This window comes from Streptomyces sp. NPDC050988 (assembly GCF_044456225.1).
In the GTDB taxonomy this organism is placed as follows: Bacteria; Actinomycetota; Actinomycetes; order Streptomycetales; family Streptomycetaceae; genus Streptomyces.
In genome coordinates this window covers 14157-28644 of the sequence record NZ_JBITFQ010000030.1, presented here as the reverse complement: position 1 = coordinate 28644, position 14488 = coordinate 14157, and the positions used below count along the sequence as shown (strand labels likewise).

Genomic DNA, 14488 nt, shown 5'->3' with positions numbered 1-14488 from the left:
TCACCCCCGGACGGCGGGCGCGGCCCGTGCCCTCCGCCGGGCGCCGCCGGTCGGCCGCTCACCCGGCGCCGACGCCCGAGTCGTCGCCGACCCGCTCCAGCAGCACCACGGGCAACGGTCCGAAAAGCTCCTCCACGCGCGCGTGCCCCGTGAACTCCCGCCCCGGAGCGAGCAGGTCCGCCCACCGCCCCGCGGGCAACGCCAGTACCGTGTCGCGCCAGCCGCCCGCCTCCTCCAGGCGCAGCGACAGCCGGGTGACGGCCGCGACCACCTCCCCGGAGCGCACGAACGCCACACAGTGCGCGGCGCCAGGACCCTCCGCGGGAAGCGGCGTGTACGTCGCCGACTCGCCGAAGACGGCGGGCCGCCGCCGGCGCAGCCGCAGCGCGCCCACGGTGAGCGCGGCCTTCTCGGCGGACAGACCGTCCGGGGCGGCCGGCGGGAAGGCCGCGGGCCGCCGGTTGTCCGGGTCCACCAGCGCCCGGTACTCGACCTCCGTGCCCTGGTAGAGATCCGGCACCCCCGGCATCGTCAGATGGACCAGCGCGGCCCCCAGGACGTTCGCGCGCACATGCGGTTCGACGGAGTTCCTGAACCCGGCCACCAGCTGCCCGGGCGTCCCGCACGGCCCCGCCTTGAGGAACTCCGCCACGGCGGCCTCGTACGCGGGATCCTGCTCGGTCCACGAGGTGCCGAGGCCCGCCTCGCGGACGTGCTTCAGGAGCGCGCCCTGGAGCCGCTCCCCGGCCGCGGGGCCGAGCCCGACCGCGGTCTGCCACGCGGCCCAGGCCACCTGCGGATCCGGCGCGCCCACCCCTTCGGCCGCCGTCCACCCGGTCACCTCGGCCAGCAGGTCGGCCCAGCGCTCCGGCAGCTGCGTGAGGACCGAGATCGCCGCCCGTACGTCGGCGCTGCGCTTCGTGTCGTGCGTGGACAGGACGGTGCCGGTGGCGGGCCAGTCGCGCTGCACGCGCGCGCAGTACGCGTGGAAGTCCGCCGGAGACACGGCCGGGGACCCCGGTTCGCCGCCCACCTCGGTCGCCGACAGCAGCGGAACGTACCGGTAGAACGCGGTGTCCTCCACGGACTTGGCCCGCAGCGCCGACGAGGTCTGCGCGAACCGCGCCCGGAACGCCTCGTACTCGGGTCCCTCACCGGCCCGGCCGAGCACCAGATCCCGTACGACATCGACCGCCCGGGCCTCCTCGGGCACCTGGAAGGCCTGGCGTGCCTCGTCCGCGGCCTCCTCGGTGACGACCGACGCGGCGTCACCGGAGGTGTACGGCCGGTAGACCTCCATGCGGACGAGGAGCTCCCGCAGCGCGGTGCGCAGGGCCCAGGGGGCACGGTCGCGCAGCGCGGGGTCGGCCGAGGTGCGGCACAGGCGGTCCGCCTCGCGCGTCAGCCGGGCGACCTCGGCGGCCAGCTCGTGATGGACCACCTTGTACGCGGCCCGCCGCACGGTCGCCTCCCAGACGCCCCCACGGTCGGCCTGGGGGGCCGCGAACCGCCGGTACTGGCCGAGGAGTTCCCCCGCGCCCGCCGGGTCCGTGAAAAGGCCGTCCACGTGCCGCAGCGCGTCGTAACCCGTGGTGCCCGCGACCGGCCAGGCGGCGGGCAGCGGCTCGCCGTCCGCGAGGATCTTCTCGACGACCGTCCAGCGCCCGCCCGTCGCCTCGTTCAGACGGCGGAGGTACGCGTCGGGGTCGGCGAGGCCGTCCGGGTGGTCGATCCGCAGCCCGTCGACCACACCCTCGTCCAGCAGCTGAAGGATCTTCCCGTGCGTGGCCGCGAACACCTCCGGGTCCTCCACGCGCACCCCGATGAGCTCCGAGATGCTGAAGAACCGCCGGTAGTTGAGCTCGGTACGGGCCAGCCGCCACCACCCCAGCCGGTACCACTGCGCGTCCAGCAGCCGGGGCAGCGGCAGCTTCTCCGTGCCCGCCCGCAGCGGGAACACGTGGTCGTAGTAGCGCAGGACGTCCCCGTCGACCTCCAGGGCCCCGCTCTCCGCGCCGAGCGGCTGCCCCAGCACCGGCAGCAGCACCCGCCCGTCCTGGGCCCGCCAGTCGATGTCGAACCAGCGCGCGTACGGCGAGTCGGGGCCCTCGCGCAGCACCTCCCACAGGGCGTGGTTGTGGCGCGGGGCCATCGCCATGTGGTTCGGCACGATGTCCACCACGAGCCCCAGACCGTGCTCCCGCGCGGTGCGCGACAGTGACCGCAGCCCCGTCTCGCCGCCCAGTTCGTCGCGCACGCGCGCGTGGTCCACGACGTCGTAGCCGTGCCCCGAACCCGGAACCGACTCCAGGACCGGCGACAGGTGCAGATGCGAGACGCCGAGCGAGGCCAGATACGGGACGGCCGCCTCGGCCGCCCCGAAGGGGAACTCCGGTTGCAGCTGGAGCCGGTAGGTGGCGGTCGGCGCGACGGGGGCCACCGGCTCGGGACGCTCAGGTGTCATGGGAACCTACGTACCCGCCCGGGGGCCTTTCGTGTCATCGGACACGCGCATGCTCCGCGGGGAGCGCCGTTTGAAGCAGCGGGTTCGCTGTGGCTGGTCGCGCAGTTCCCCGCGCCCCTGAAGGGCGCGAGGTACCGCCGCCTGCCGATCCGTCTAGGCCGGTCGCTGCAGCACCATCATGCTTCGGTCGACCAGTGACAGGCGGTCGCCCGCCTGGACCTTCGCTCCTGTGCCCCGTTCCAGGCCGGTCGGCCGCGCCGTGTCGACGACGACCTGCCACTGGCGTCCGTGGTTGACCGGTACCACGAACTCCAGGGTCTTCGGAGAGGCGTTGAACATCAGCAGGAACGAGTCGTCGCTGATGCGCTCACCGCGCGGCCCCGGCTCCGAGATCGCGTTGCCGTTGAGGAACACGGACAGGGCCCGCGCCTGTGTGGAGTCCCAGTCGCGCTGGGTCATCTCCTCGCCCTCGGGGGTGAACCAGGCGATGTCCGACAGGTCGTCATGGGTGCCCTCCACGGGCCGGCCGTGGAAGAAGCGGCGCCGCCGGAACACCGGATGGTCGCGGCGCAGCCACACCATCGCGCGCGTGAACTCCAGCAGCCCGGCATCGCCCTCGCCCTCGGCGTTCTCCGGCCACGGCACCCAGGACAGCTCGTTGTCCTGGCAGTACGCGTTGTTGTTGCCGCTCTGCGTGCGCGCGAACTCGTCGCCGTGGCTCAGCATCGGCACGCCCTGGGAGAGCAACAGTGTCGCGGTGAAGTTGCGCATCTGACGCGCCCGGAGCTCCAGGACCTCCGGGTCGTCCGTGTCGCCCTCGGCGCCGCAGTTCCACGACCGGTTGTGGCTCTCGCCGTCGCGGTTGTCCTCGCCGTTCGCGTCGTTGCGCTTCTCGTTGTACGACACCAGGTCGTGCAGCGTGAACCCGTCGTGGCAGGTGACGAAGTTGATGGACGCCAGCGGGCGCCGCCCGTCGTCCTGGTAGAGGTCCGAGGAGCCCGTGAGCCGGGACGCGAACTCGGCGAGCGTCTGCGGCTCGCCGCGCCACATGTCCCGTACGGTGTCGCGGTACTTTCCGTTCCACTCGGTCCACAGGGGCGGGAAGTTGCCCACCTGGTAGCCGCCCTCGCCGACGTCCCAGGGCTCGGCGATCAGCTTCACCTGGGAGACCACGGGGTCCTGCTGCACGAGGTCGAAGAACGACGACAGCCGGTCCACCTCGTGGAACTGCCGGGCCAGGGTCGCCGCCAGGTCGAAGCGGAACCCGTCGACGTGCATCTCGGTGACCCAGTAGCGCAGCGAGTCCATGATCAGCTGGAGCACGTGCGGGGAGCGCATGAGCAGCGAGTTGCCCGTCCCCGTGGTGTCCATGTAATAGCGGGGATCGTCGGTCAGCCGGTAGTACGAGGCGTTGTCGAGCCCCTTGAAGGACAGCGTCGGCCCCAGGTGGTTGCCCTCGGCGGTGTGGTTGTAGACCACGTCGAGGATGACCTCGATACCGGCCTCGTGCAGCGCCCGCACCGCCGACTTGAACTCCAGGACCTGCTGTCCGCGGTCGCCCCAGGAGGCGTACGCGTTGTGCGGGGCGAAGAAGCCGATGGTGTTGTAGCCCCAGTAGTTGTTGAGGCCCATGTCGACCAGACGGTGGTCGTTCACGAACTGGTGAACGGGCATCAGTTCCAGTGCCGTGACGCCCAGTTCGGTCAGGTGTTCGATGATGGCGGGGTGGGCGAGGGCCGCGTACGTGCCGCGCAGCTCGTCCGGCAGCCCCGGGTGCCGCATCGTCAGGCCCTTCACATGGGCCTCGTACAGGAGCGTGTGGTGGTACTCGGTGCGCGGGCGCCGGTCGTCGCCCCAGTCGAAGTACGGGTTGACCACCACGGAACTCATCGTGTGGGGCGCCGAGTCCAGGTCGTTGCGCTTTCCCGGCGACCCGAAGTGGTAGCCGTACACCTCCTCGCCCCATTCGATGCCGCCGCTTATGGCCTTCGCGTAGGGGTCGAGCAGCAGCTTCGCGGAGTTGCAGCGCTGCCCCCGCTCCGGCGCGTACGGACCGTGCACACGGAAGCCGTACCGCTGGCCCGGCATGATGCCGGGCAGGTACGCGTGCCGTACGAACGCGTCGGTCTCGCGCAGCTCTATCGCCGTCTCCGAGCCGTCGTCGTGCAGCAGACACAGCTCGATCCGGTCGGCGGCCTCCGAGAAGACCGCGAAGTTGGTGCCGGCGCCGTCGTACGTGGCACCGAGTGGGTACGCCTGTCCAGGCCAGACCTGCATGGATGCAACTCTTCCAGTTGTGCGGCGTCGCCGGGGGCGACTCCCGCCCGAGTCTCCCCGAAAGTGATGGAACCACCTATGACTTACGTCCCTCTTACCGATCGACCAGTGCATACGCGGTATGCCGAACCAGTGGGACTCGAGCGACTCCTAGAGACACAGGGGGAGTAGGGGGAAATGTGCGCACGATAGTGCACCGCCATCTGGGCAAGGTGGTGGCGGGTACGGCCATCGCGGTCGCCGGGACCGCCGTGATGATCGGGATCACCCTGCCGGGCTCGGCCGGCGCCGACGACTCCGACGGCAAGGCGGGCCAGACCTCCCAGCAGGCCGGCCGGCAGCAGGGCCAGGGTGCCGTGGCTCCCGGCGTCGTCGAGCAGGCTCCGGCGGAGGGCGACACCGGCGAGGGGCGCGACCCACTCACCGAGGACGAGACCGAGCGTGTCGAGAAGCTCGCCCTGGACCAGCAGCTGCGCCGCACCGGCGAGAACGTCGAGGGCGAGAACGGTCCGCAGTCGATCGCCGTCGACCTCGCCGATCCCAAGCCGAGCGAACTGGACGACCCGGACGCGCCGCGCCGCGCCGACGTGTCGTTCTACGACTACAAGAGCGACAAGCTCGTCACCAAGACCGTCAACCTCGACACCGGCAAGGTCGAGGCAACCGACACCCAGCAGGGCGTTCAGCCGCCGCTCAGCCGCACCGAGAACATCGAGGCCGCGCAGCTCCTGATCGCCGACCCGCTCGGCGCCGGCCTGAAGGCCGACTTCAAGGACGCCACGGACAAGGAACTGACCACTCCTGACCAGCTGTTGCTCAGCAGCATGGTGTACCGGGCGAACCCGGGCACGCCCGCGGCTCTCGCCGACTGCGGCAAGCACCGCTGCCTGACGCTCTTCGTGAAGGCCAAGAACGGTCCCTGGATCGACAGCCGTGACCTGGTGATCGATCTGAGCGCCCGGAAGGTCACCAAGGTCGGCTGACCGCCCCTTGCCGTTCACCGGCAGCGGTTCAGAGACCTTCGTGCGTTTTTCCCATTTCCCACTTTCCTGCTTGTGCAAGGGAGTCACCTTTTCATGCGCGTGAACAGCATCACCCGCGCCCGCGGACGGACGGTGGCGGGCCTCTCGGTGGCCGCCCTGACCGTCGGCGCCGCCACGGCCGCGGGGCCGGCCGTCGCCCAGCCCAAGGCCGCCCCCGCGGCGGCCGCCACCTGCAGCGCGGCCTACAAGATCGAGCAGAAACTCTCCACCGGCACCACCTGGACGATGTGCTGGCGCTACGAGAGCGAGGCCGGGCTGGTCCTGGAGAACATCTCGTACCAGCCCAAGGGGGAAGCCCGCCCCATACGCGTCCTGACAAGTGCGAAGCTCGCCCAGATACACGTGCCCTACGACGACGGCTCGGTCGAGTACGACGACCTCACGGGCTTCGGCTTCGGAACGGGCCTGAAGGACATGGCCCCCGGGGAGTGCCCCGGCGGCACGATCAAGACGGTCAAGGTCCCGGGCGCGGACCCGGCGCACCCGAACGTCAAGGGCCTGTGCACCACGACCCGTTCGCGCGGCCACGCCTACCGCATGCAGGGCGACACGGCGAACAAGGTCTTCCAGCAGCAGGGCAAGGACCTGCTCGTCTACACCGTCAACCAGGTCGGCTGGTACGAGTACATGACCGAGTGGCGTTTCTCGGACGACGGCACGATCAACATGAACGTCGGCGCCACCGGCAGCCTCTCGCCCGGTGACTACGACGCCGGTGACGGCCGCGGCTGGCCGATCGGCAAGGGCGCCAAGGCGTACGCCACCAGCCACAGCCACAACGTCTTCTGGCGGCTCAACTTCGGCCTCGACGGCAACTCCAAGAACAAGGTCGAGCAGTACGACTCCGTGGTCAGCCCGCCCGCCGCGGGCGGCGCGGCCCCGAGGAACAAGACCACCCGCACGCCGGTCAACAAGGAACTCGCGGGCGACGCCAAGAACATGCGCTGGTGGCGCGTGGTCAGCACCACCGGCAAGAACAAGGACGAACACGCCCGTTCGTACGAGTTCGTCCCGGGAGCCACCTCCAAGTACCCGGGCCGCAGCTTCACCAAGCACGACGTCTATTTCACCCAGTACAAGAAGTGCGAGCAGTTCGCCAGCAACAACCTGCCCAACTGCGGTACCGGAGCTGGTAAGTCCGTCGACAAGTGGGTCAACGGAGAGACCATCACGAACCCCGTGGCCTGGGTGAACATCGGCTTCCACCACGTCGCCCGGGACGAGGACCAGCAGCCCATGCCGGTCCACTGGCAGGGCTTCTCCATCGCCCCGCGCGATGTCACCGCTATGAATCCGCTCACTCCGCCGGAGCTGGCCGATCAGAACGGCAGGCCGGACAACGGTAGTTGAGAAACGACCTGTCCATCCGGCTGCACCGCCGGCCGCTCCCGGAGTACCCTTCCTTGATCGTTGGCTGGGGGAGTGCTCGGGGGAGCGGAAGGCGGTGCGCGGGTGGGGTCCGGAGGGCTGGAGTTGCCCCCTGGTGACGGCGGTCACGAGGGGAGCTCCACGGATGCCCCACCGGGCGCGGTGTCCCTGGCGCGACCGATGGAAATCGGAGCGGAGCTGGACTGGAGCGCCGACGCCTGGCGCGAGGTGCGTACGCGCGCCCAGCGGGCCGGCCGGGCCTATATCTGGCTGAATCTCGTCGAACAGCGGCTGCGCGCGGTCGTGGCCGCTGTTCTGCGCCCGATCTACGAACCCGTCCACGGCGAGGACGACTGGGTGGTCGCCGCCGCCGGCCCCGCGGGGCAGGAGTGGGTGCAGCGCGCCGTCGCCGTACGCGAAGTCAGCCGCCGCAAGGGCTACTTGCTCGACCCCGCCGACGACAACGTCCTGAGCTTCCTCACGTTGCCCCAGCTGCGCGAGCTGATGGTGCAGCACTGGCCGTGCTTCGAGCCGTACTTCGACGAGCGCCGGGACGTCGAACTCGCCCTGGACGAACTGGAAGTCACCCGCAACGTCGTCTCGCGCAACAGGGCGCTGTCCGAGGCCGTCCTCGCCCAGGCCGAGCGCGCCTCCGCGAAGCTCCTGGAGATACTCGGCGCGGGCAGCGACGTACCGTCCGCGCGGCGGCTCCCCGTCGACGCGGTCGAGAACCTGGTCGGCGACCGGTACGCGGACGTCGTGGGTGTGCACTCGGACCGGGTGCGGCTGATGCGGCAGTTCCCCGCCGAGGACATCTTCGGCGGAGCGCGCCGCCTGGACGCCATCGGCATCGGCCTCAACCTCCTCGTGCAGAACTTCTCCGGACGGCGGCTCGTCAGGCTGGCCGAGTCCGGCTGCCGGGTGCGGCTGCTGTTCCTGAACCCGGCCTCCAGCGCGGTCAAGCGCCGTGAGCGTGAACTCGGCATCAAGCGGGGCGAGTTGAGCCGCTCGGTCGAGATGAACATCCTGCACATGCGCCGGGTCAGAGCCCGGCTGCGCGATCCCGGCGCCTTCGAGATCCAGGTCTACGACGAGACGCCCCGCTTCACCGCGTACCTCGTCGACGGGGACGGCTCGGACGGCATAGCGGTCGTGCAGTCGTATCTGCGGCGGACGCGCGGAATGGAGGCGCCGGTGCTCGTGCTGCGCGGCGGGGGGCGGGTGTTGAAGCCGGACGAGGTCGGCGAAGAAGGGCTTTTCGGGACGTATCGCGAGGAGTTCGAGGTGGCTTGGGCCGATTCACGGCCTGTGTCCTGACGGCTCCCGTCACGGGCTTGTGTCCGGCTTCGCGGCCGGCCCGTCGGCAGGGCTGAAGGCGGGCCTGGTGGCTGGGCCTGATAGGCGTCAAGCGGAATGCGGTCGTCGGATTGTCAGTGGCCCATGGGATCGTGGAGGTCATTGGGGGATCGCACCACGAAGAAGGGGGCCGGCATGGGTTGGCACGGGGAATTGCTGGTCGGCTTCGACCTGGAGACGACCGGGACGGATCCGCGCGAGGCGCGCATCGTCACCGGGGCCGTGATCGAGGTCAGGGGGACAGAGCCGGTCGGGCACCGCGAATGGCTCGCCGACCCGGGAGTGGAGATCCCGGCGGACGCGGTGGCGGTGCACGGGATCAGCAACGAAAGGGCGACGGCCGACGGCAGGCCCGCCGACCAGGTGGCTGACGCGATCGCCTCGGTCCTCGTCTCGTACTGGCAGTCGGGCGTCCCGGTCGTGGCGTACAACGCGGCCTTCGACCTGACCCTGCTCTCCGCCGAACTGCGGCGGTACGGACTGCCGTCACTGCGCGACCGGCTCGGCGGAGTCGATCCCGCCCCGGTCATCGACCCGTACACGATCGACCGCTCCGTGGACCGCTACCGCAGAGGCAAGCGGAATCTCGAAGCGGTCTGCGTGGAGTACGGAATCGCGCTCGACTCCGCCCACGACGCCTCGGCGGACGCCCTGGCGGCGGCCCGTCTCGCCGGCGCGATAGCCGCCCGCCATCCCAAGGTCGCGGCCCTCGGCCCGGCGGAGCTGCACCGCCGACAGATCGAGTGGTACGCGGAATGGGCGGCCGACTTCCAGAGCTTCCTGCGCCGCAAGGGGGACGCGACGGCGGTGGTGGACGGGGTGTGGCCGCTGCGGGACCTGGCGGACGCGGGGCAACGCTCCGCGGGGAGCGGACGTTGACGGGGGTTGTTCGTCACCTGCGGGTTGGTTGTGGCTTGTCGCGCAGTTCCCCGCGCCCCTGAACGATGCGGGTCTCCGAAGGGGCCGACGCCGTCGACGGCGGCCGAGCCCCCTCGGAGGTGGCGGCGCGGTGGGCGCGTTCGATGGACTGCCCCCAGTACGTTCCGGCGACCATCATCGCCGCGCCGAGACCCGTGAGCGGCGTGAAGTGGTCGCCGGCCAGGGTGATTCCCACGGCTGCGGCCCAGATCGGTTCGGTGCCGAGGAGGAGGCTGGCGCGGCTCGCAGAGGTGCGCTGGACGGCCCAGGTCTGCGCGAGGAAGGCGAACACGCTGCAGAACAGGGCGAGATAGAGCAGCTGGGCCCAGCCCGCGACGCCGATGTGGGCGAGCGTGGACAGTTCGCCGGACGCGGGCAGCAGGAACAGCGCCGAGCCGACGAGGGTCTGCACGGTGGTCAGTCGCAGCGGGCGGATCGCACGGTTCACGGTGAGCCGGCCGACGAGTGCCACATGCACGGCCCGGATCAGCGCGGCGGCGAGCATCAGCAGATCGCCGAGGCGGGGCGCGTGGAAGCCGTTGCCCGACATGAGCAGGCCGACGGCCAGCAGGCACACACCGGCGGCCGCGTAGAAGGGCAGCGGGAGGCCGCCGCGGTGGCCCGAGCGGTCGAGGAGGGGCGTGATCACGATGGTCAGGCTGATGATCAGCCCCGCGTTCGCGGCACTCGTGTGGGCGACACCGTATGTCTCCACCACCAGGACGGCCGCCTGGGTGACCCCCAGAGGCACGCCGATCCGGATCTCGTCGCGGGTCCATCCGGCGGACTTCCGGTCGGTGGCGACCAGACCGAGACAGGCGAGCGCGGACAGGGCGTAGCGAGCGAACAGCACGACCAGGACAGGCAGGACGGCGGTGGCGGTCTGGGCGGACAGATAGCTGGAACCCCAGACGAGGGCGACAAGGAGGAGTACCGCATCGGTACGGCGGGCATCGGGCACGCGCTCACCCTGCACCGTCCACGTCCCTGTAGCCCAGAGCCAACTTCTTAAACGATCCTTTAGCATCCCTACATCGGGAGCCATCGGGAATCATTCGAGAACGACGCGATCCCTTGGACGAGGACTGGGACTAGGACTGAGACGAGGACATGGACGAACGGCAGCTGAGGATCCTGCGTGAGCTGGGCGAACTCGGCAGCGTCACCGCGGTCGCCGAGGCGCTGCTCGTGACGCCCTCGGCGATCTCCCAGCAACTGCGGCTGCTCCAGCGCGCGATCCCCGTCCCGCTCACCGAGCGCCAGGGGCGGCGGCTGGCGCTCACCGACGCCGGGCAGGCGCTGGCCGGGGCGGCGATCGAGGTGGAGACGGCACTGGAGCGGGCCCGGCACACCGTCGCGGAGTTCGTCGACCGGCCGGACGGCGAGGTGTCGGTGGCGGCCTTCCACAGTGCGGCCTCGGCGTTCTTCCCGCTGCTGCTCCAGGCGCTCGCCGCGCCCGGCGGGCCACAGCTGTCCCTCGCCGACGCGGATGTCTCACAGGACGACTTCCCACCACTGACCAGGGAGTACGACCTCGTGCTCGCCCACCGCCTCGAACACACCCCGGGCTGGCCGCGCACGGTCACGGCCACCACCCTCCTGCGCGAACCACTCGACGTGGCGATGCCCGCCGACCACCCGCTGTCCGTCAAACGGCGGCTCACCCCCCGCGATGTGGCCGACCAGCCCTGGATCACGGCACACGACGGCTTCCCGATCGTGGCGACCGTCGACGCCATCGCCACCGCCGCGGGCCGTCGACTCCGTCTCGCGCACCGCATCAACGAGTTCGCGGTGGCCGCCGAGGCCGTCGCCGCCGGCGGGGGCCTCGCCCTGATGCCCCGCTGGACGATGCGCCCGCACCCCGCGCTGGTGCTCAAGCCGCTCAGCGGCGTCCAGGCCCGGCGGCACATCGACGCGCTCCACCGCCCCGAACGCACGGCCCGGAAAGCCGTACGGACGGTGCTCGCCGAACTGCACAGGGCGGCCGGGACGATCCGCGACCGCGGCTGACCCCCTTTTTTTTTGCGGCTCGGTTCGCCTCCGGGACGCTACAGCCGGTGTCGGGAGCACGACCGTGCTCGACCCTCCTCCGTCGGGCCTCCGCGCGCTCGTACTCCCGACACCGGCGCGCCCCCTCGGCTCACTCGCCCTGAAGAGGAGCAGCCCAAGAGCGCGGTCTCAGAAGGGATACCAGCGAACCGTTTCGTCGCCGTCCCGCAGTGATGCCACCCGGCGCTCGAACTCGGCCAGTGCCTTCGGATTGCTCGGTGCGTGCTGGGAGACCCAGGCGCAGCTCGCCGTCTCGCGGGCGCCGCGCAGCACTCCGCAGCCGTCCCACTCGCGTACGTCCCAGCCGTACGTCCGGGTGAACGCGTCGTACGCCTCGGCGGGCAGCCCGTACCGGTCGCGGGACAGCGCCATGACCACGAGGTCGTGTTCGCGCAGGTCGGTGGAGAAGGTCTCCAGGTCGACCAGGACAGGCCCGTCGGGGCCGATGTGGACGTTGCGGGGCAGCGCGTCGCCGTGGATCGGGCCCGGCGGCAGCTGCGGGACGAGCGCGGCGGCGGCCGTGGCGAAGCCGTCGCGCCGGTCCCGCAGGAACGCGGCGTCCGCCGGGTCGATCGCGTCGCCCGCGAGCCGCAACCACCGCTCGACCCCGCCCAGCAGCTCGCGACGCGGCAGCGTGAAAGCGGGGGAGGGCAGGGCGTGGACCAGGCGCAGCAGCTCGGCGAGATCGCCGGGTTCGGCGGGACGTACGGGAGCGGGCAGCCGGTGCCACACCGTCACCGGGTGACCGGCCACGGACCGCGCCTCCGACTCGGCCGCCCGCACCGCGGGAACGCCCGCCTCGGCGAGCCAGACGGCGATGGCCAGTTCCCGCCGCGCCCGGCCGAGCAGCTCGGCGTCGCGACCCACCTTGACCACCAGGTCCCCGGCGGCGAACACGGCGTTCTCGCCCAGCGCGAGCAGCTCCGCGCCCCGGTCGAACCCCGCCTCGGCGAGCACGCCCCGCGCCTGTGCCTCGTCCATCACTCGCCTCCCGTGGAGCCCTTGGTTCTCGTCCGGTTCTCGTCCGGTTGACTTCCGGTTGTCGTCGCGTCGGCGGTCGAGATCACGCCATACGCCGCCCAGTGTCGCATTCGCACTGGTGGGAGCCCTCGGGAGGGTGTGTGCGCTGTCTTGACGGCGTGTCAGTACGTCAGCACGATGACGGGGGCCGCCGGGACGGCCAGACCCGTACGAGCCGCCCAGAGGAGCTGATTCCGTGACATCGGCGACCGTGAGGAAGCGGTCAGTGAAACGGTCGGCGAGGGGTGCGCCGGGCGGCGGCGGAGGTGGCCGCACGGGTGATCGTCTCGTCGACCACGGCGCCTGGTTCCTGGTGCTGCCCGCGCTGATCCCGATCCTGGTGCTCAGCGTCGGACCGCTCCTCTACGGCATCGCGCTGGCCTTCACCGACTCCCAGTCGGGCCGCACCGAGCCAACCCAGTGGATCGGCACCCTCAACTTCCAGGACCTGCTGCACGACACCCTGTTCTGGGACTCGTTCCGGATCGGTCTGTTGTGGGCGGTGGGGGTCACGGTCCCGCAGTTCCTCCTCGCCCTCGGCCTCGCCCTGCTGCTCAACGAGAACCTCCGCTTCCGCTGGCTGGCACGGTCGCTCGCGATCATCCCGTGGGCGATGCCCGAGGTGGTGGTCGGCATCATGTGGCGGCTCGTCTACAACCCGGACGCGGGCATCCTCAACGAGACGATCCGCGACCTGGGCCTGGGCGATGGCCGCGACTGGCTGTCGGGCCTCGCGACCGCCCTGCCCGCGGTGATCGTGGTCGGCGTCTGGGCGGGCATGCCCCAGACGACGGTCGCCCTCCTCGCCGGACTGCAGAACACACCGCGCGAACTGCACGAGGCGGCCGCGATGGACGGCGCGGGCGCCTGGCGCCGCTTCCGCACGGTGACCTGGCCCGCTCTCAAACCGGTCGCGCTCGCCATCACCGCGCTCAACTTCATCTGGAACTTCAATTCCTTCGCCCTGGTGTACGTCCTCACCAACGGCGGTCCCGGCGGCCGCACCCGGCTGCCGATGCTGTTCGCGTACGAAGAGGCCTTCCGCTACGGGCAGTTCGGGTACGCGGCGGCGATGGGGTGTGTGATGGTCGCGGTGATCTCGGTGATCCTCGCCCTCCATCTGGTCGGTCGGCTGAGAGGAGGCGAGGACGCGTGAGGACTCGGAAATCGGCGCGCGCGGGCCAGTACCTGGCACTCCTCGCCTATCTCGTCTTTCTCGCCTTCCCGTTCCTCTGGCTGATCTCCACCGCCTTCAAACCGCCGCGCGAGCTGGGGAGTCTGCATCCGACCTGGATCCCCGAGGATCCAACGCTCGCCAACTTCCGGCAGGCCTTCGACGAACAGCCGCTGCTGGACGCCGCGTTGAACTCGCTGATCGCGGCGGTCGGCGCGGCGGTGATCGCCGTACTGATCGCGACCCCGATGGCGTACGTCATGGCCCGGCACCGCACACGGCTCGCGAAGGCGGCGACCGGGTGGGTCGTGGTCAGCCAGGCGTTCCCGTTCGTGCTGGTGATCATCCCGCTGTTCCTGGTCCTGAAGAACCTGCGGCTGATCAACTCCGTAGCGGGTCTGATCATGGTGTACGTGGTGTGGGCGCTGCCGTTCGCGCTGTGGATGCTCGTGGGGTACGTACGGGCCGTGCCGACCGAGTTGGAGGAGGCCGCGGCCGTGGACGGAGCCGGCAGGCTGCGGACGCTGGTCTCGATCACCGCGCCGCTGCTCGCGCCGGGGATCGTGGCCACCGCGCTGTTCGCGTTCATCAGCGCGTGGAACGAGTTCTTCTTTGCGCTGGTGCTGCTCAAGACCCCGGAGAAACAGACCCTTCCGGTCGTGCTGACGCACTTCATCGGCGCGGAGGGCGTGGCGGACCTCGGGCCCCTCGCGGCCGCCGCGTTCCTGGCGACCCTGCCCTCGCTGGTCGTCTTCGCGGTCATCCAGAAACGGATCACGGGCGGGATGCTCGCCGGGGCGGTGAAGAGCTGATGGG

General features: G+C 70.8%; 11 protein-coding genes. 7 read left to right on the top strand and 4 right to left on the bottom strand.

Features of this window, described 5'->3' with window-relative positions:
• Positions 1 to 58: 58 nt before the first annotated feature.
• Together treY and glgX are read right to left on the bottom strand one after the other, a co-directional pair.
• Positions 59 to 2464: a malto-oligosyltrehalose synthase gene (gene treY, locus ACIBEI_RS39515; RefSeq protein ID WP_398895463.1), complete on the bottom strand. Its 2406-nt coding sequence runs from the start codon at positions 2462 to 2464 to the stop codon at positions 59 to 61.
• A gap of 153 nt (positions 2465 to 2617) precedes the next feature.
• On the bottom strand, positions 2618 to 4741 hold the full coding sequence (gene glgX / locus ACIBEI_RS39510) for a glycogen debranching protein GlgX (protein WP_398895461.1): 2124 nt from the start codon (positions 4739 to 4741) through the stop codon (positions 2618 to 2620).
• A 179-nt stretch (positions 4742 to 4920) separates the two neighbouring features.
• Here glgX and ACIBEI_RS39505 point away from each other — a divergent pair, with 179 nt between their 5' ends.
• From ACIBEI_RS39505 to ACIBEI_RS39490, 4 genes are all read left to right on the top strand, one after another.
• The gene (locus tag ACIBEI_RS39505; protein ID WP_398895459.1) at positions 4921 to 5724 is read left to right on the top strand and encodes a Tat pathway signal sequence domain protein; all 804 of its coding nucleotides are present in this window, start codon (positions 4921 to 4923) and stop codon (positions 5722 to 5724) included.
• 93 nt (positions 5725 to 5817) lie between these two features.
• A complete protein-coding gene (locus ACIBEI_RS39500) occupies positions 5818 to 7134 on the top strand; it encodes a copper amine oxidase (protein WP_398895457.1) in 1317 nt (438 codons plus the stop codon).
• A gap of 102 nt (positions 7135 to 7236) precedes the next feature.
• A complete protein-coding gene (locus ACIBEI_RS39495; RefSeq protein ID WP_398895456.1) occupies positions 7237 to 8469 on the top strand; it encodes an SAV2148 family HEPN domain-containing protein in 1233 nt (410 codons plus the stop codon).
• A gap of 174 nt (positions 8470 to 8643) precedes the next feature.
• On the top strand, positions 8644 to 9387 hold the full coding sequence (locus tag ACIBEI_RS39490; protein ID WP_398895455.1) for a 3'-5' exonuclease: 744 nt from the start codon (positions 8644 to 8646) through the stop codon (positions 9385 to 9387).
• Between the two features lie 13 nt (positions 9388 to 9400).
• Here the strand turns inward: ACIBEI_RS39490 and ACIBEI_RS39485 are convergent, their stop codons facing one another.
• Positions 9401 to 10387, bottom strand: a complete 987-nt coding sequence (locus ACIBEI_RS39485) for a DMT family transporter (RefSeq protein ID WP_398895453.1) — start codon at positions 10385 to 10387, stop codon at positions 9401 to 9403.
• Positions 10388 to 10536: 149 nt separating this feature from the next.
• Between ACIBEI_RS39485 and ACIBEI_RS39480 the strand changes: the two genes are divergently transcribed.
• On the top strand, positions 10537 to 11439 hold the full coding sequence (locus ACIBEI_RS39480) for a LysR family transcriptional regulator (RefSeq protein WP_398895452.1): 903 nt from the start codon (positions 10537 to 10539) through the stop codon (positions 11437 to 11439).
• 168 nt (positions 11440 to 11607) lie between these two features.
• Here ACIBEI_RS39480 and ACIBEI_RS39475 read toward each other — a convergent pair whose 3' ends face one another.
• Positions 11608 to 12459 carry a phosphotransferase enzyme family protein gene (locus tag ACIBEI_RS39475; protein ID WP_398895451.1) on the bottom strand — a complete coding sequence of 284 codons (852 nt, stop codon included), beginning with the start codon at positions 12457 to 12459 and terminating at the stop codon, positions 11608 to 11610.
• Between the two features lie 235 nt (positions 12460 to 12694).
• Between ACIBEI_RS39475 and ACIBEI_RS39470 the strand changes: the two genes are divergently transcribed.
• On the top strand, positions 12695 to 13654 hold the full coding sequence (locus tag ACIBEI_RS39470; protein ID WP_398895450.1) for a carbohydrate ABC transporter permease: 960 nt from the start codon (positions 12695 to 12697) through the stop codon (positions 13652 to 13654).
• Positions 13651 to 14484, top strand: coding sequence for a carbohydrate ABC transporter permease (locus tag ACIBEI_RS39465; RefSeq protein WP_398895449.1), 834 nt, complete (start codon positions 13651 to 13653; stop codon positions 14482 to 14484). The genes ACIBEI_RS39470 and ACIBEI_RS39465 overlap by 4 nt, the downstream gene beginning before the upstream one ends.
• The last annotated feature ends 4 nt before the right edge of the window (positions 14485 to 14488 follow it).